Below are 16,620 nucleotides of genomic sequence, written 5' to 3' on the forward strand. Positions count from 1 at the left end.
GGCAGACCCAAGCCAGGAGCAATGGCTTTTGGTTACTTTTGGCGCGCAGGGCACCTGGAAACCAAAAGTAACCCGCCGTAAAGGCGGAAAGGTGACTAAAGGGCACTAATGCTGCGGCGGGTGTACCCGGTCCAGATAGCCTGCCATTCGCGAGCAAGCTCGCTCCCACAAAGTGAACTGTCTTCGCGGCGTCAGCCGACAGCCAGCAATGGCAGCAGGGTGGCGCCTGACACGGCACCCACCACCTCTCCGATCACCAGCACCGCCGGGCTTTTCAGCGCGAACGCCTGTGCATCCGCCTGCATGGCCTGCAGGGTGCTGCGGCATTCGCGCTGGTTGGGCAGGGAGGCGTTCTCGATCATTGCCACCGGCATGCCGGGCGGCATGCCCCCGGCGAGCAGGCCATTGTGTATGGCTTCGAGACGTGCCACGCCCATGTACACCACCAGGGTGGTGCCGCCCTGGGCCAGGGCTGGCCAGTTCAGCTCAGTGTCGTCCTGGGTATGTGCGGTCACCAGGGTCACGCCACGGCTGATGCCTCGCAGGGTCAGGGAAATACCGCACTGGGTCGCGCCGGCCAGGCCGGCGGTGATGCCGTTGACCAGTTCCACCTCGATACCGTGGCCCCGTAACCACTCGGCTTCTTCACCGCCACGGCCGAAGATGCACGGATCGCCACCCTTGAGGCGCACCACGCACTTGCCCTGCCGCGCGTAGCGCAGCATCAGGCGATGGATGAAGGCTTGCGGCGTGGAGCGGCAGCCGCCGCGCTTGCCGACGCCGATCACCCGTGCCTGGGGACAATGTTGCAGCACGACCGGGTTGACCAGGTCATCGATCATCACCACCTGCGCGCTGTTCAGGGCGCGCACCGCCTTGAGGGTCAACAGCTCAGGGTCGCCAGGACCCGCACCTACCAGCCAGACTTTTGCATGCATGACGATTTCCTCACTCAGGGACGGCGACCCGATTGATCAGGCGCTTGATTTCCGGAACGCAGGAGCCACATTGGCTCCCGCAGCCCAGCTGGTTCTTCAGCTCTGCCAGGTCCAGGCCACGACCGATGGCGGCTTCGATGGCGCTCTGGCTGACGTTCTTGCAGTTGCACAGGATCCTGTCGCGGGCCTGGCTGGCGGTTCGCCCCGGCTCACGCGACAGCGGGGCCAGTAGCCAGCGGCGCAGCGAGTCGTCGACCCGGCCTTCCAGCCACAGGCTTTGCAGCCAGTCCTGGGCCAGGGTTTCACCGGCCAGACGCAGGGCGGTGATGCGCTGCGCCTCGATGCGCACCCGCTTGCCGACGCCGTGGGCCGGGTCGTCGTAGGCCATCACCGGACCCTGGTCCAGCCCCAGCAGGCGGTCGATCTGCGCCAGCAGCTCGGCCGCTGCGGCGTTGGCGTGGGCAGCACGGATCACCAGCGCCGGTCGCTCGCGGCCGGTCAGGCTCAGGCTCAGGTAATCGAAGGCTTCGCACAGCGGGCGCAGGGCCTCCAGGTGCTGCTGCACGTCACCTTCGATCAGCGCGAAAAAATGCCAGGGCAGGTGGGCCTTCTCGACGCGCACGCCGGCGTGCTTGAGCTCCGGTTGCCGTGACAGCGGATCGAAGGCCGACAGGGTCAGGCAGTTGACGCCGCCCTTGAGGAAGCGGTCGCCCCAATGCATGGGCAGGTAAGCGTGTCCGGGACGCAGCGCATCGTCGCTGACGACGGGCACCACCAGGCTGCCACGCCGGCTGTGCACCTGCACCAGTTCACCGTCTTCCAGGCGCTGATGCTGCATGTCGGCGGGACTGAGACTCAGCCGTGCTTCGCTGACATGCCCGAACAGCCGAGCGGCAGTGCCGGTACGGCTCATGCCATGCCAGTGGTCACGCAGCCGGCCGGTGTTCAAGGTCAGCGCAAAGCGCGCGTCGCGAATTTCCTTCGGCGCGCGATAGGCTTCGCTGATGAAGCGGGCGCGCCCCGAGTCGGTGGGGAACCGGCCATCGGTGTACAAGCGTGGCGTACCGCTGCTGGCACCTTGCGGGAACGGCCACTGCTGCGGGCCGAGGCGGTCGATCAGCGCACGGTCCAGGCCCGACAGGTCCAGGTCGCGACCTTGGGTCAGGCCCTTGTATTCGTCGAATAGCCCTTGCGGGTCAGTGAACTCGAACAGCGGCGCACTGCCGGGGCGCAGGCGTGCCTGCAGGCGCCGGGCGAAATCCACGGTAATGGCCCAGTCTGGCCGGGCCTGTCCAGGGGCGGGCACCGCCTTGCGCACGTTGGACAGGCGGCGTTCGGAGTTGGTCACCGTGCCTTCTTTCTCGCCCCAGCTGGCCGCTGGCAGCAGCAGGTCGGCATGCTTGGCCGTTTCGGTGGTTCGGAAGGCCTCCTGCAGGACCACGAAAGGACAGGTGTTGAGCGCCTCAGCGACTGCGGTCTGGTCGGGCAGCGATTGTGCCGGGTTGGTGCAGGCGATCCACAGCGCCTTGATCTTGCCGTTGCGCATCTGTTCGAACAGCTCGATGGCGGACAGTCCGGGCGTTGCCGGCAGCGCGTCGACCTGCCAGTACTCAGCCACTTCCCGGCGGTGCTCGGCGTTGCCGGCCTCGCGATGGCCGGGCAGCAGGTTGGACAGGCTGCCGGTTTCGCGGCCGCCCATGGCATTCGGCTGGCCGGTGAGTGAGAACGGACCGGCGCCAGGGCGGCCGATCTGCCCGGTGGCCAGGTGCAGGTTGATCAGCGCGCTGTTTTTGGCGCTACCGGCGGTGGACTGGTTCAGCCCCATGCACCAAAACGACAGGAACGCCGGCGCCTCGCCGATCAGCCGCGCGCAGCGGTGCAAGTCATCGAGGCTGATGTCGCATAGCTGCGCCACGTACTCGGGGGTGTAGTCGCTGACCAGGTCCTGGAGTTCGGCGAAGCCTTCGGTGTGCTCGTCGATGTAGCGCCGATCGGTCCAGCCGTTGCCGATCAGCAGGTGCAGGAGGCCGTGGAACAGCGCTACGTCGGTGCCGCCCTGGATCGCCAGGTGCAGGTCGGCCAGTTCGCAAGTGTCGGTGCGGCGTGGGTCGACGACGATGATTTTCATGTCCGGGCGCTGGCTCTTGGCGGCCTCCAGGCGGCGGAACAGCACCGGGTGGGCGTAGGCCATGTTGCTGCCGACGATCAGCAGGGTATCGGCCAGTTCGATGTCTTCGTAGTTACAGGGCGGCGCATCGGCGCCCAGGCTGCGCTTGTAGCCAACCACTGCCGAAGACATGCACAGCCGCGAGTTGCTGTCGATGTTGTTGGTCCCTATCAGCGCCCTGGCCAGCTTGTTGAACGCGTAGTAATCCTCGGTCAGCAACTGCCCGGAGATGTAGAACGCCACGCTGTCGGGGCCGTGTTCGGCGATGCTGTGCGCGAACACCTCGGCGGCGTGCTCCAGTGCGGTGTCCCAGTCGGTGGCGGCGCGTGGCAGTTGCTTGCCCAGGCGCAGTTCCGGCTGCAGTGCGCGGCTGCTCAGGTCACCGGTGAGGTGCAGGCTGGAGCCCTTGCTGCACAGACGACCGAAGTTGGCCGGGTGCTGGGGGTCGCCGCTGACACCATGGATGCGAGTGCCATCGTGCTCGATCAGTACCCCGCAACCGACCCCGCAGTAGCAGCAGGTGGAAGCCGTGGTTTGCAGTGCAGGCAGGTTCAGGTCGGTCATGCTTGCAACGCCTGTTCGCCGAACATCAGGTGCTGGCGGATGCTGTCGATGCGCGCATTGGCGCGGATTTGCTCGGTGTACCAGCCGCCGTCCGCGGTGTCGCCGTACAGGCAGGCGCCGACCAGCAGGTCGTCCTTGATCACCAGTTTCTTGTACACGCCGCTGATCGGGTCGGAGTAGGTAATGCTTTCGGTGCCTTCGCCGCCCATGAAGTCGCCGACGGAAAACAGGTCGATACCGGTAACCTTGAGCTTGGCCGAGGTCACCGAGCCGGCGTAACGGGCGAAGCCCAGTTGCGCCAGGTGGTTGGCGCACACCCGGGCCTGTTCGAACAGCGGCGCGACCAGGCCGTAGGCGATGCCCCGGTGGCTGACGCACTCGCCGATGGCGTAGATGCGCGGATCGAAGGTCTGCAGGGTGTCGTTGACCAGAATGCCGCGATCACAGGGCAGCCCGGCTTGTTCGGCTAGGCGGGTTTCCGGGCGAATGCCGGCGGCCATCACCACCAGGTCGGCAGGGATGCGGCTGCCGTCCCTGAAGCACACCTCGCTGACCCGGCCCTGCTCGTCGCCCAGCAGTGCGGTGGTGTGGGCTTCCAGGCGAAAGCTCAGGTTGCGCTGTTCCAGGGCCTGCTGCAGCAGTTGCCCGCTGGTCTTGTCCAGCTGGCGCTCCAGCAGGCTCTGTCCGTGGTGCACCACGGTGACCTGCATGCCGCGCTGGGCCAGGCCATTGGCCGCCTCCAGGCCCAGCAAGCCACCGCCGATCACTACCGCGCGGCGGTGGGTCGCGGCGGTGTCGATCATCTGTTGGGTATCGGCGATGTCACGGTAGCCGATTACCCCCTCAAGGTCGTTGCCGGGCACCGGCAGAATGAACGGTCGCGAGCCGGTGGCGATCAGCAGGCGATCGTAGTGGGCCTCGCTGCCGTCATCGGCGATGACCCGGCGCTTGACGCGATCGATGTTCACCACGCGCCGACCCAGACGCAGGTCGATGCCATGCCCGCGGTACCAGTCCAGGTCGTTGAGGACGATGTCGTCGAAGCCCTGTTCCCCGGCCAGCACCGGGGAGAGCATGATGCGGTTGTAGTTGGGATGTGGCTCGGCGCCGAATACCGTGATGTCGTAGAGGTCGGCACTGAGCTTGAGCAGTTCTTCGAGGGTGCGGACCCCGGCCATGCCGTTGCCGATCATCACCAGTCTGAGTTTGTTCATCGGGGCCTCCCGCCGGGCGCCTGGGCGCTGGAAAAATTCACTGCAAACAAAAAGGCGCCCCCGCCAGTTACCTGACGAGGACGCCTTTGTCCGTTCCCGTCATCCGGGAAATGCCGCCTTCGCCATTGAAAGCGGCACCTGATGTGTGTGTTGGGTTTTCCTGATGCAGAGGTTGTGCCATTTTGCCGCTGTGCGTGAAATCGGGAGCGGCGGCGCTTGGCAAGGCCTGTTCATGCACCGGCTTGAGGCGCGATGCACGGTCGCGGGGCGTCAGCTCCGGCTATAGCCAGTAAAGTTCGGTTAGACGTCATGTGGCCCGGTGGGAGCGGCTTTAGCCGCGAAAGGGTCAGGAAATTCAGTGCATCTGTTGTGAACATGCAGTCGCTTCGCAGCTGAAGCTGCTCCTACCGGTCCAACGGATCCTTATTGGGACTAGAGGTGCAGCAGCGCTACGGCTGCCAACAGATTGCCCAGTAGCGACAGCAGCGCCAGGGTGCGCCAGACCTTCAGCGGCTCGCGTTCCAGCCAGGGCCGGGGCCTGACCTGCGTCACCTGTCGCTCGCCCTGTTCCAGTTCCAACAGCCATTGTTCCGCCGTTTCGTAGCGCTGCGCGGGGTCGGCTACCAGCGCCTTGGCCAGGTTGCGCTCCAGCCAGTCCGGTACATCCGGTCGATATCGGCTGGCCGGCACCAGGCTGGCGAAGCGCGGTTGCTGGAAGGCCTCCACCTCGCCATATGGGTACTGCCCGGTCAGCAGGTAATACAGCGTCACCCCCACGGCATACAGGTCCTGTGACGGTGCTGGCGTTGCGCCCTGGAAGGCCTCCGGCGCCAGGAAGCTGGGCGTGCCGGGCAACTCGCCGGGGGCCTGGGTCGACAGCCCGGGACAGAAGGCCAGGCCGAAATCCAGCAGGCGCAACTCGCCGTCTTCATCCAGCAACAGGTTCTCCGGCTTGATGTCGCGATGGATGATGTTGCGCCGGTGCAGCAGTCCGCTGGCACGCAGCAGACGTACCGCGATGTCCTGCCACTGTGTCAGTGGCAACGGGCCGCTGAGGGCGAACAGCTGGGCCAGGGTGCGGCCGGGGTACAGGCGCATCAGGTAGTACAGGTGCTGGCGTTCGGGCAATGGCGCCACTTCGGGGACGTGGCGGCCCGCCACCCGGCGCAGGAACCACTCTTCCAGCAGCAGCGCCTGGCCGGCGCCTGCTTCGTCGGCACGGCTGGGTGGCAGAGTCTTGAGCAGCCAGGGCTGGCCGCTGTGGTCCTCGACCCGGTAGAGCAGTGACTGTTGCGAGCGGGCGACGACGCTGCGTACCTGCCAGCCTTCGAAGCGCTGGCCCGCCTTGAGTGCCGGAGGCAGCGGCCATTGCTGCAACTGGCGCAAAGTGTCGCCCAGGTCGTCGTGCCCCAGCGCGTCGACACGGATCAGCAGCGCGCTGGCGTTGTCCTGGCTGCCGGCCAGGTGCGCGGTGTTGACCAGTGCCCTGGCACAGTCGTCCAGGTCTGTCTGGTCGTTAAGGATCGAGGCGATGCCCCGGTCGCCCAGCGTCGCCCAGACACCGTCGCTGACCAGCAGCAGGTGTTCGCCTTCCTGCAGTTCGCCTTCCCGGTAATCCAGCACCACATACTGGTCCAGGCCCAGGGCACGTTTGAGCACGTGGTTCATGTCTGGCTGTTCCCAGACATGCTCCTCGCTGAGGCGCTGCAGCTGTCCGGCCTGCCAGCGGTACACCCGGCAGTCGCCGACGTGCGCCAGGGTGAAGCGCCGCCCGCGCAGCACCAGCGCACTCAACGTGGTCATCAGACCGTTGGCCAGCAGCCAGCGATTCTGCGCCAGTAACAGCTTGTCCAGCGCCTGGGTGATGCCCCAGGTTTCCGGGGTGGCGTAGTAATCCAGAGCCAGGGCCTGGAGGGTCGATTGCGCGGCCAGGGCACCGTCGCTGCACTGGCTGACGCCATCGGCCAGGGCAAACAGATGGCCCTTGCTGGCCGCCAGCGCCGGCACCGGCGTGACCAGGCGCAGGGCGTCCTGGTTCTCGCTGCGTGGGCCGCTGGCGCTGAACTGCGCACAACTCAGTTGCAAGGTCATACCGCAGGCTTACACGCGCGCGGCGGTGACGGCCGCCGAGCCCCAGGTGGTGCGCCAGCGGCGCTTGACGTTGAGCAGGCCGAACCAGGCCAGCACCGCCAGGCCGGCGAACAGCCACAGGCCCAGCTGGTAGTCGCCGGTGTGCTGCTTGATGCTGCCCAGGCCGGCTGCGAGCAGGAAGCCGCCGATGCCGCCGGCCATGCCGATCAGCCCGGTCATCACGCCGATTTCTTTGCGAAAGCGCTGTGGCACCAACTGGAACACCGCACCGTTGCCGGCCCCCAGGCCGAGCATGGCGGTGACGAACAGTACCAGGGCGGCCACCGAACTGGGCAGGTTGAAGCCCACTGCAGCGATGCCGATGGCCGCAACCATGTACATCGCCGCCAGGGTGCGGATGCCACCGAAGCGGTCGGCCAGCGCGCCACCCAGTGGACGCATCAAGCTGCCACCGAACACGCAGGCGGCGGTGTAGTAGCCGGCGGTTACCGGGCTCAGGCCGTACTGGTCGTTGAAGTAGCCGGGCAGGGCACTGGCCAGGCCGATGAAGCCGCCGAAGGTCACGCTGTAGAAGAACATGAACCACCAGCTGTCACGGTCGCCCAGGGCCTTGAAGTAGTCGGCCATGGACTTGGCCTTGGCACGCTGCGGAGCATTGCGGGCCAGCAGGCAGAAGGCGACGAGGGTCAGCACCAGTGGGATCAGCGCCAGGCCGAACACGTTGCCCCAGCCGAAGCTGACAGCCAGCACCGGGGCGATCAGCGCGGCCAGTACGGTGCCCGAGTTACCGGCGCCGGCGATGCCCATGGCCTTGCCCTGATGCTGTGGTGGGTACCACTGCGAGGCCAGCGGCAGGGCCACGGCGAAGGATGCACCCGCCATACCGAGAAACAGGCCGAGCAACAGCGCGTGCTCGTAGCTATGAATGCCCAGCTGCCAGGCGCAGAACAGTGCGACGATGACGATGACCTGGCCGATGACGCCGGCGGTCTTCGGCGACAGCTGATCGGCGAGCATGCCCATCAGGAAACGCAGCACGGCACCGGCCAGAATCGGCGTGGCCACCATCAACCCGCGTTGCTGGGTGGTCAGTTGCAGGTCGCTGGCGATCTGTACCGCCAACGGTCCGAGCAGGTACCAGACCATGAAGCTCAGGTCGAAATACAGAAAGGCTGCAAACAGGGTCGGTTTATGCCCGGCCTTCCAGAAGCTTGTATCCATTGCACACCTCGTCATCTGCCAGAAAGAGTTCGCCGGGCATCGCCACGGCGTGGAAGTCGTCAGGAGATGAGCTCACGCGGCATTGGCGGCTCACCCGGCCCCGTCGCCGGGGCCTGAAACGTAAAAGACGCCGCATCTCGAACAGCCTGGGGGGCCGAAGAGAGGGCGACGTCTTTGTCGTGATCGGTGGGGCAACCGCCGTTGGCTACCTGTGGGCAGGCATTTGCAAGAGCTGGGCCAGTTGTTCGTGACGCTGACCCAGCCAGGCGTTGCGCCGGGCGCGAAGCCGCGGAGCGCGTCGCGCTTGCGCCATTTGGGCGCACCGGTGGGCCATTGTGAAAGGTTTCGGGTCAGTCAGGCTCAGGCCGCCGGGGCGGGCGCGCCATTGCGAAACAGCCGGCGGTAGGCCGAGGGCGAGATCTGCAGGGCCTGGAGAAAATGCTGGCGCAGCGACGCACTGCTGCCGAAGCCGCATTCATCGGCGATCTGTTCGATGGAGTGGGCGCTGCTTTCCAGGCGCTGACGGGCCAGGGCGATGCGCTCGTGGCGCAGCCAGTCGCCGAAGCTGTGCCCGGTGAGGCGCTTGAACTGGCGGGTGAAGGTGCGGCGGCTCAAGGCCAGGCGCTCGGCAACGGCATCGATGGGGTGCGACTGGTGCAAATGCGCGCGCAACCAGTCCAATAGCTCGGCCATGCGTCGGTCGGCCAGGCGGCGCGGCACCGGCTGTTCGATGAACTGCGCCTGGTTACCTTCGCGATGGGGCGGGACCACCAGACGCCGGGCCACCTGGTTGGCGGCGTCGTGTCCATAGTGCTCACGCACGATATGCAGGCAGCAATCGATACCGGCGGCGACGCCTGCCGAGGTCATCACGCTGGCGGATTGCACGTAGAGCACATTGGGGTCCAGTTGCACGTCCGGGAAACGGCGTTCGAAATCCGCTGCCCAGGCCCAGTGCGTGGTGGCCGAACAACCCGTCAGCAGTCCGGCCTCGGCCAGCACGTAGGCGCCCAGGCACAGGCCGACCACCCTGGCGCCGCGGGCATGCGCTTGCCGCAGGCCATCGAGCAGGGCCTGCGGCGGTGCATCCCCGCTGGTTCGCCAGCTGGGTACGATGACGATGTCCGCCCAGTCGAGGCCTTGCAGGTCATGATCGCAGGCCACGCTGAAGCCGGCGGTGGAGCGCAGCGGGCCCGGCTCTGCGGCGCACACTCGCACATCGAACCAGGGGCCTTGGTGCACGCGGTTCTCACCCAGTACCAGGCAGGGCACCGAGAGGTGGAAAGGGCTGATCTGGTCGAAGGCCACCACGGCGACCTTGATGGATGAAGGCATGGGTGTTCCGATTCTGTGAGAATGGCCCGATCCTGATGAAATATGGCATTCGGGTCAATGGTGGCCTTGTCGAGGATCACCGAAACTGGACCGGTCTTCAGCAATCAGGGAATCCATGACATGGCCAATCCAAGACGCGCATTGATCGTCATCGACGTGCAGAACGAATATTTCAGCGGTGGGCTGCCCATCGAGTACCCGGACCCGCAGGTGTCGCTGGCCAACATCGGTCGGGCGATCGACACCGCCGAGGCCCATGGCATTCCGGTGGTGCTGGTACAGCACCTCGCGGCGGCCGACTCGCCGTTGTTCGCCCGGGGTAGCGAGGGTGCGGCGCTGCACCCGGCGGTGGTCGGGCGCCGACATGCGCTGCTGGTCGAGAAAGGGCAGGCCAGCGCCTTCGTCGGCACCGGGCTGGGCGAATGGGTGCGAGAGCAGCAGATCGATACCCTGACGGTGGTCGGCTACATGACCCAGAACTGTGACGACGCGACCATCAAGCATGCCGTGACCCTGGGTCTGGGGGCGGAGCTGCTCAGCGATGCCAGCGGTTCGCCGTCCTATGCCAATCGCGCCGGTCAGGCTACGGCCGAGGAAATCCATCGCGTGGTGACCGTGACCTTGCAGGCAGCCTTCGCGGCGGTGGCCAGTACCGATGCCTGGATCGCGGCGGTGGAGGCGGGCGAGGCGCTACCACGCGACAACATCTACAGCTCGACGCGCCTTTAGGTCCTTCAGCCCGGGCGGCGTTGGTCGCCATACGGGTCGATTGGACCGTTGGCGAGCTTGCTCGCGATGGCCGCGTCACATGCCCGGCAGATGCAGGTAGTTTGTTGACCTGTTCGCGAGCAAGCTCCAACAAAAGCCAAAGAGCGCCTAACTGACCAGTCTTGCGCCTAGCCGAGCATCTCGCTCATGGCGATGATCTGCTCGGCCACCTGGATCAGCTTCTGCTGGCGGCTCATGGCCTGGCGGCGCATCAGGGTATAGGCCTCTTCCTCATTGCAGTGCTTCATCTTCATCAACAAGCCTTTGGCCAGTTCGATGCGCTTGCGCTCAGCCAACTGCTGGTCTCGGGCCAGCAGTTGTGCGCGCAGGGCCTGGTCGCTCTCGAAGCGGGCCATGGCGACATCGAGGATCGGCTGCAGACGCTGGGTCTGGATGCCTTCGACGATGTAGGCACTGACTCCGGAGCGGATGGCCTGGCGCATCACGCCGGGATCGTGCTCGTCAGTGAACATCACGATCGGCCTGGGCTGGTCGCGGCTGACCAGTACCACCTGTTCCATTACGTCGCGGCCCGGCGATTCGGTGTCGATGAGAATCACGTCGGGGCGCAAGGCTTCCACGCGGGCGGGCAGGTCGATGCTCAGGCCCGACTCGTCAATGACCTCGAAACCGGCCTGGCTCAGTGCCGCCTTGAGGCGGCCAACCTTCTTGGGGGTGTCGTCGATCAGCAGGATACGCAGCATGCTTGCGACCTCCTCACCGGGTGGCGATGGCAGGTGCGCCATCGCTACGTGAATGCAGGGTGAAACTGCGTGCGTAGCCGACCGGGTCGCTGCCATCCCAGACCCGGCCATCGATCAGCTGGCTGCTGCGCAGCGTGCTGTCGGGTATCGCGATGTCCAGGGCGCGGGCCGCTTGGTCGTAGAGGTCAAGCTGATGCACGCGGCTGGCCACTGCCAGGTAGTCCGGGTCCTCGCGCAACAGGCCCCAGCGACGGAACTGGGTCATGAACCACATACCGTCGGACAGCCAGGGAAAGGTCACCTGGCCGTCGCCGAACAGGCGCAGCGCATGCGGATCCTGCCAGTGGTTGCCGAGGCCGTCGTCGTATTGGCCCAGCAGGCGCGGTTCGATGCAGTCCACCGGTGTGTCGAGGTAATCGCTGCCGCTGAGCAATTGTGCGGTGCTGCGGCGGTTTTCCACGCTCTGTTCGATGAAGCGACTGGCTTCCAGTACCGCCATGGTCAGGGCGCGAGCGGTGTTGGGGTTCTGCTCGACGAACTCGCGGGTGCAGCCCAGCACCTTGCCGGGATGGTCGGGCCATATCGACTGACTGGTGGCCAGGGTAAAGCCCAGTTGCTGGTTGACCGCACTGGCCCCCCAGGGCTCGCCCACGCAGCAGCCGTCGATACGCCCGGCCTGCAGGTGCGCGACCATCAGCGGCGGCGGTACTACGACGCTGTTGACGTCCTTGAGTGGATGGATGCCCTGGCTGGCCAGCCAGTAATACAGCCACATGGCATGGTTGCCGGTGGGAAAGGTCTGCGCAAAGGTCAGCTTTGCACTATTGTGGTGCGCGTAGCGCTCCAGTGCTGCAGGGTTGGTCACGCCCGCGCGTTGCAAGGCATGGGACAGGTGGATGCACTGGCCGTTCTGGTTCAGGCCCATGAGCACCGCCATTTCGGTACTCGCGGTGCCGCTGATGCCCAGTTGCATGGCATACACCAGGCCGTACAGGCTGTGGGCGGCCTGCAGCTGACCGCTGATCAGTCGGTCGCGCAGGTTGGCCCAGGAGCTTTGGCGCCGGAGGTTCAAGGTCAGGCCGTAGGGCTGGGCGAATCCCTGAGTGGCGGCCACCACCAGGGACGCGCAGTCGGTCAGGGGCATGAAGCCGATGTCGATGCTGTTCATTTCCGGGGCATCGCTGCCCGCCACCCAGTCCAGGGCATTGCTTGCTCGAAGGGTCATAAGCCTTGCCTGTCCACACATTCAAAAAAAACGTCGTCAGGCTTCATTGCAGGCAATGAACCCTGACGACGCCATTGTCGATCTCGCACCGGCGCCTTTGCCGGAGCTATTGAAGAGATTTAGCAAGGCCTGTGCCAGTGCTCCAGACGCAGTCATGGCTCGCCTAGCGAGGGTAGCGGCGTCTATAATCGCCGGCTGACTCCAGCCGCCTAACGAGCCTTGCCCGCCCATGTACAACCTGGCCCGCCAGCTACTCTTCAAACTCTCCCCGGAAACGTCCCATGACCTGTCGCTGGACCTGATCGGCGCCGGTGGCCGTCTGGGCCTCAACGGCTTGCTGTGCCGCGCGCCGCTGCAGTTGCCGGTGACCGTGATGGGCCTGCGCTTCCCCAACCCTGTGGGGCTGGCAGCGGGCCTGGACAAGAACGGTGCGGCCATCGACGGCTTCGCGCAGCTGGGCTTCGGCTTCGTCGAGATCGGTACCGTGACGCCTCGCCCGCAGCCGGGCAACCCCAAGCCCCGGCTGTTCCGCCTGCCCGAGGCCGAAGGCATCATCAACCGCATGGGCTTCAACAACCTGGGCGTGGATCACCTGCTGCAGCGGGTCAAGGCGGCCAAGTACCGTGGCGTGCTGGGCATCAATATCGGCAAGAATTTCGATACGCCGGTCGAGCGTGCGGTAGATGACTACCTGATCTGCCTGGACAAGGTCTACGACCATGCCAGCTATGTGACCGTGAACGTCAGCTCGCCGAATACCCCAGGCCTGCGCAGCCTGCAGTTCGGCGACTCGCTCAAGCAGCTGCTTGAAGCCCTGCGCTTGCGCCAGGAGGCGCTGACCCAGCAGTACGGCAAGCGGGTACCCCTGGCGATCAAGATCGCGCCGGACATGACCGACGAAGAAACCGTGCTGGTGGCCAGCGCGCTGCTGGAAACCGGCATGGACGCGGTCATCGCCACCAATACCACCCTCAGCCGCGAAGGTGTCGAAGGCCTGGCGCATGCCAACGAGGCGGGCGGCCTGTCCGGTGCGCCGGTGCGTGAGAAGAGCACCCACACGGTGAAGGTTCTGGCGGGTGAACTGGCCGGGCGCCTGCCGATCATCGCTGCAGGTGGTATCACCGAGGGGCGGCATGCTGCCGAGAAGATCCAGGCGGGCGCGAGCCTGGTGCAGGTCTATTCGGGATTCATCTACAAAGGTCCGGCGCTGATCCGCGAGTCGGTGGACGCGATCGCCGCGCTGCCGCGCTCCTGACGCCAGCAAAAAGGGGCTCCTGAAAAGGAGCCCCTGGGCCTGTGGCCTGCCGCCTGGTTGGGCGGTGATCAAGTAGTAATGAAGTCAAACAAAAATGTGATGGACTGGTCGGAAGCTACCTCAGCCGACCGCGTGAAGTTCGTTGAGTCTGTGGATGCCCGCAGTGCCGGTCATGCCATCCCAGTGGTCGCCGCGGCCCTCCCGCCAGCCATTGATCCAGGCTTGACGTACCGACGGCAGGGTAAATGGGCAAAGCTCGCGGGACTTGCCATTAACACCGTACTGATAGCCGCGCAAAAATGCTCTTTCCAACGGATCACGCTTGAGTCTTCTCATAGGGTGTTGCCCTCGTTTGTTGACTGTAATGTCCATGGACCTCATGTCGAGGTCAGGCAGAAATCTTCTGCCTTGTCTGCCCGCTGCCGGCGTCACGGGCGAGGTGCCGCCACCGTTGCGGTGACGACCTGAGACGATTTCTAACCAAAGCGCGAATGGCTGTGAATGATCGATTTGTCATAAGCACGTCACATTTAGAACTGACCAGCCATAAGAAACACTGTGTTTCATCACTGAATCAGTCAATAATCCTGCGCCCCCAAGGAGTTGCGTTTCTCCGGCGCCGAAACGGCGGAGGTCGGTGATGGCTGAATGCTTTTAGTTGTTATTCGACGAAGGGTCGCAACAGGATGTGTCTTGTCGCTCGTTCGCAGCGTTATGGCGCAAGGCTATCCGCAAAGTGCAACAATCCATGAAACGACTGTCGCCGTGATGCAACATTTTCACGCGATGGACCGGCACAATGTGTGTGCCATGCAGGTGCTGACCGAACAGCACCTGTCTTGAATCAGGTCGGGCGATGCGTTGCCCGCCACAGACGGCCCAGGCCCTGGAATCTACATGTCGGATCGCTACGAACTTTATCTCACCTGCCCCAAGGGCCTGGAAGGACTGCTGGCCGAGGAGGCTACCGGGCTGGGCCTGGAAGACACCCGGGAACACACCAGCGCCATTCGTGGCCAGGCCGACATGGAGACCGCCTACCGGCTGTGCCTGTGGTCGCGGCTCGCCAACCGGGTGCTGCTGGTGCTCAAACGCTTCCCGATGAGCAATGCCGACGACCTCTACCAGGGTGTGCTGGACGTCGATTGGCAGGACCACCTGGAGCCTGATGGCAGCATTGCCGTGGAGTTCAGCGGCCATGGTTCGGGGATCGACAACAGTCACTTCGGTGCCTTGAAGGTCAAGGACGCCATCGTCGACAAGCTGCGCACCGCCGATGGTCTGCGCCCCTCGGTGGACAAGATCAACCCGGACCTGCGCGTACACCTGCGTCTGGACCGTGGTCAGGCAATCCTTTCGCTGGATCTTTCCGGGCACAGCCTGCACCAGCGCGGTTACCGCCTGCAGCAAGGCGCGGCGCCGCTCAAGGAGAACCTCGCCGCCGCCGTGCTGATCCGTGCCGGCTGGCCGCGCATCGCCGCCGAGGGCGGCGCACTGGCCGACCCGATGTGCGGGGTCGGCACCTTCCTGGTCGAAGCGGGGATGATCGCCGCCGATATCGCTCCGAACCTCAAGCGCGAGCGCTGGGGGTTCTCGGCCTGGCTGGGGCATGTGCCGGCGTTGTGGCGCAAGCTGCACGACGAAGCCCTGGCGCGCGCCGAGGCCGGCCTGGCCAGGCCACCGCTGTGGATTCGCGGCTACGAGGCCGATCCGCGGCTGATCCAGCCGGGGCGCAACAACATCGAACGCGCCGGGCTGAGTGACTGGATCAAGATCTACCAGGGCGAGGTCGGCACCTTCGAGCCACGCACCGACCAGAACCAGAAGGGCCTGGTGATCTGCAACCCGCCGTACGGCGAGCGCCTGGGCGACGAAGCCAGCCTGTTGTACCTCTACCAGAACCTCGGTGAGCGGCTGCGCCAGGCCTGCTTCGGCTGGGAGGCGGCGGTGTTCACTGGTGCTCCGGACCTGGGCAAGCGCATGGGCATTCGCAGCCACAAGCAGTATGCGTTCTGGAACGGCGCCTTGCCCTGCAAGCTGCTGTTGCTCAAGGTACAGCCCGACCAGTTCGTCACGGGCGAGCGGCGCCAGGGCGACCATCGGCAGACCGAGCCCGGTGCAGACCACGAGCCTCGCCAGCCGGCGACGGCCGCTGCGCCCGTGGAGCAGGCACGCCTCAGCGAAGGCGGGCAGATGTTCGCCAACCGCCTGCAGAAGAATCTCAAGCAGTTGGGCAAGTGGGTACGTCGTGAAGGCGTGGAATGCTACCGCGTGTATGACGCCGACATGCCCGAGTATGCCCTGGCGGTCGACCTGTACCGCGATTGGGTGCATGTGCAGGAGTATGCGGCGCCGCGCTCGGTCGACCCGCAGAAAGCCTCGGCGCGCCTGTTCGACGCCCTGGCAGCGATTCCGCAGACCCTGGGCATCGACAAGAGCCATGTGGTAGTCAAGCGTCGCGAACGCCAGACCGGCACTCGCCAGTACGAGCGCCAGGCGGCCCAGGGGCAGTTCCTCGAAGTCAACGAGGGCGGCGTACGCCTGCTGGTCAACCTGACCGATTACCTGGACACCGGCCTGTTCCTCGACCATCGGCCGATGCGCATGCGCATCCAGCGCGAGGCGGCCGGCAAGCGCTTCCTCAACCTGTTCTGCTACACCGCCACGGCCAGTGTGCATGCGGCCAAGGGCGGTGCGCGCAGCACCACCAGTGTCGACCTCTCGCGCACCTACCTGGATTGGGCGCGGCGTAACCTGTCGCTCAATGGTTTTTCCGACAAGAACCGGTTGGAGCAGGGCGACGTGATGAGCTGGCTGCGCGAGTGCCGCGACGAGTACGAACTGATCTTCATCGACCCGCCGACCTTCTCCAACTCCAAGCGTATGGAAGGGGTGTTCGACGTGCAGCGTGACCAGGTCGAGCTGCTCGACCTGGCGATGGCGCGTCTGGCACCCGGCGGCGTGCTGTATTTCTCCAACAACTTCCGGCGCTTCGCGCTGGACGAGCATGTGATGCAGCGTTATGCGGTGGAGGAAATCACTGGGCAAACCATCGACCCGGATTTCGCCCGTAACGAGCGCATCCACCGAGCCTGGAGAATCACCGCCCGGGGTTGAGTGCGGCTTTCCAGAACTGTC

The 16,620-nt window shown here is 65.3% G+C and carries 12 protein-coding genes and 1 pseudogene; 4 read left to right on the top strand and 9 right to left on the bottom strand.

Annotated features, from left to right (window positions below; genetic code table 11):
• Positions 1-191: 191 nt before the first annotated feature.
• The 6 genes and pseudogenes from cobA to QZ497_RS21055 all read right to left on the bottom strand — a co-directional run bounded on the left by cobA (position 192) and on the right by QZ497_RS21055 (position 9,530).
• Positions 192-938, bottom strand: a complete 747-nt coding sequence (cobA, locus tag QZ497_RS21030; protein ID WP_295479153.1) for a uroporphyrinogen-III C-methyltransferase — start codon at positions 936-938, stop codon at positions 192-194.
• 10 nt (positions 939-948) lie between these two features.
• Entirely contained in the window at positions 949-3,669 is a 2,721-nt protein-coding gene (locus tag QZ497_RS21035) for a nitrate reductase (RefSeq protein WP_295479156.1), read from the bottom strand.
• Positions 3,670-3,674: 5 nt separating this feature from the next.
• A pseudogene (locus QZ497_RS21040) lies at positions 3,675-4,883 on the bottom strand (FAD-dependent oxidoreductase); the annotation flags it as partial.
• A 432-nt stretch (positions 4,884-5,315) separates the two neighbouring features.
• Positions 5,316-6,974: a bifunctional protein-serine/threonine kinase/phosphatase gene (locus tag QZ497_RS21045; RefSeq protein ID WP_295479159.1), complete on the bottom strand. Its 1,659-nt coding sequence runs from the start codon at positions 6,972-6,974 to the stop codon at positions 5,316-5,318.
• A 9-nt stretch (positions 6,975-6,983) separates the two neighbouring features.
• On the bottom strand, positions 6,984-8,195 hold the full coding sequence (locus tag QZ497_RS21050) for a nitrate/nitrite transporter (protein WP_295479162.1): 1,212 nt from the start codon (positions 8,193-8,195) through the stop codon (positions 6,984-6,986).
• Positions 8,196-8,555: 360 nt separating this feature from the next.
• Positions 8,556-9,530 carry a helix-turn-helix domain-containing protein gene (locus QZ497_RS21055; protein ID WP_295479165.1) on the bottom strand — a complete coding sequence of 325 codons (975 nt, stop codon included), beginning with the start codon at positions 9,528-9,530 and terminating at the stop codon, positions 8,556-8,558.
• Positions 9,531-9,650: 120 nt separating this feature from the next.
• On the opposite strand from QZ497_RS21055, the gene QZ497_RS21060 reads away from it, so the two are divergent.
• On the top strand, positions 9,651-10,259 hold the full coding sequence (locus QZ497_RS21060) for a cysteine hydrolase family protein (RefSeq protein WP_295479168.1): 609 nt from the start codon (positions 9,651-9,653) through the stop codon (positions 10,257-10,259).
• A 167-nt stretch (positions 10,260-10,426) separates the two neighbouring features.
• On the opposite strand, the gene QZ497_RS21065 is transcribed toward QZ497_RS21060, so the two are convergent.
• Positions 10,427-11,002: an ANTAR domain-containing response regulator gene (locus QZ497_RS21065; protein WP_295479171.1), complete on the bottom strand. Its 576-nt coding sequence runs from the start codon at positions 11,000-11,002 to the stop codon at positions 10,427-10,429.
• A gap of 13 nt (positions 11,003-11,015) precedes the next feature.
• A complete protein-coding gene (locus QZ497_RS21070) occupies positions 11,016-12,227 on the bottom strand; it encodes a CmpA/NrtA family ABC transporter substrate-binding protein (RefSeq protein ID WP_295479174.1) in 1,212 nt (403 codons plus the stop codon).
• 229 nt (positions 12,228-12,456) lie between these two features.
• Between QZ497_RS21070 and QZ497_RS21075 the strand changes: the two genes are divergently transcribed.
• Entirely contained in the window at positions 12,457-13,482 is a 1,026-nt protein-coding gene (locus tag QZ497_RS21075; protein WP_295479177.1) for a quinone-dependent dihydroorotate dehydrogenase, read from the top strand.
• 120 nt (positions 13,483-13,602) lie between these two features.
• On the opposite strand, the gene rmf is transcribed toward QZ497_RS21075, so the two are convergent.
• Positions 13,603-13,818 (bottom strand): ribosome modulation factor, encoded by a 216-nt coding sequence (gene rmf, locus QZ497_RS21080; RefSeq protein WP_295479445.1) that lies wholly within the window; start codon positions 13,816-13,818, stop codon positions 13,603-13,605.
• 357 nt (positions 13,819-14,175) lie between these two features.
• On the opposite strand from rmf, the gene QZ497_RS21085 reads away from it, so the two are divergent.
• On the top strand, positions 14,176-14,325 hold the full coding sequence (locus tag QZ497_RS21085; RefSeq protein ID WP_295479180.1) for a hypothetical protein: 150 nt from the start codon (positions 14,176-14,178) through the stop codon (positions 14,323-14,325).
• 54 nt (positions 14,326-14,379) lie between these two features.
• A complete protein-coding gene (gene rlmKL, locus QZ497_RS21090; protein ID WP_295479183.1) occupies positions 14,380-16,599 on the top strand; it encodes a bifunctional 23S rRNA (guanine(2069)-N(7))-methyltransferase RlmK/23S rRNA (guanine(2445)-N(2))-methyltransferase RlmL in 2,220 nt (739 codons plus the stop codon).
• Positions 16,600-16,620: the final 21 nt, after the last annotated feature.

This window comes from uncultured Pseudomonas sp., assembly GCF_913777995.1.
GTDB lineage: Bacteria > Pseudomonadota > Gammaproteobacteria > Pseudomonadales > Pseudomonadaceae > Aquipseudomonas.

Excerpts from the sequence above, each read along its gene's own strand:
- QZ497_RS21070 (WP_295479174.1), bottom strand. The coding sequence starts at position 12,227 with ATGACCCTTCGAGCAAGCAATGCCCTGGACTGGGTGGCGGGCAGCGAT.
- QZ497_RS21045 (WP_295479159.1), bottom strand. The coding sequence starts at position 6,974 with ATGACCTTGCAACTGAGTTGTGCGCAGTTCAGCGCCAGCGGCCCACGC.
- QZ497_RS21035 (WP_295479156.1), bottom strand. The coding sequence starts at position 3,669 with ATGACCGACCTGAACCTGCCTGCACTGCAAACCACGGCTTCCACCTGC.
- QZ497_RS21075 (WP_295479177.1), top strand. The coding sequence starts at position 12,457 with ATGTACAACCTGGCCCGCCAGCTACTCTTCAAACTCTCCCCGGAAACG.
- cobA (WP_295479153.1), bottom strand. The coding sequence starts at position 938 with ATGCATGCAAAAGTCTGGCTGGTAGGTGCGGGTCCTGGCGACCCTGAG.
- rmf (WP_295479445.1), bottom strand. The coding sequence starts at position 13,818 with ATGAGAAGACTCAAGCGTGATCCGTTGGAAAGAGCATTTTTGCGCGGC.
- rlmKL (WP_295479183.1), top strand. The coding sequence starts at position 14,380 with ATGTCGGATCGCTACGAACTTTATCTCACCTGCCCCAAGGGCCTGGAA.
- QZ497_RS21065 (WP_295479171.1), bottom strand. The coding sequence starts at position 11,002 with ATGCTGCGTATCCTGCTGATCGACGACACCCCCAAGAAGGTTGGCCGC.
- QZ497_RS21050 (WP_295479162.1), bottom strand. The coding sequence starts at position 8,195 with ATGGATACAAGCTTCTGGAAGGCCGGGCATAAACCGACCCTGTTTGCA.
- QZ497_RS21055 (WP_295479165.1), bottom strand. The coding sequence starts at position 9,530 with ATGCCTTCATCCATCAAGGTCGCCGTGGTGGCCTTCGACCAGATCAGC.
- QZ497_RS21060 (WP_295479168.1), top strand. The coding sequence starts at position 9,651 with ATGGCCAATCCAAGACGCGCATTGATCGTCATCGACGTGCAGAACGAA.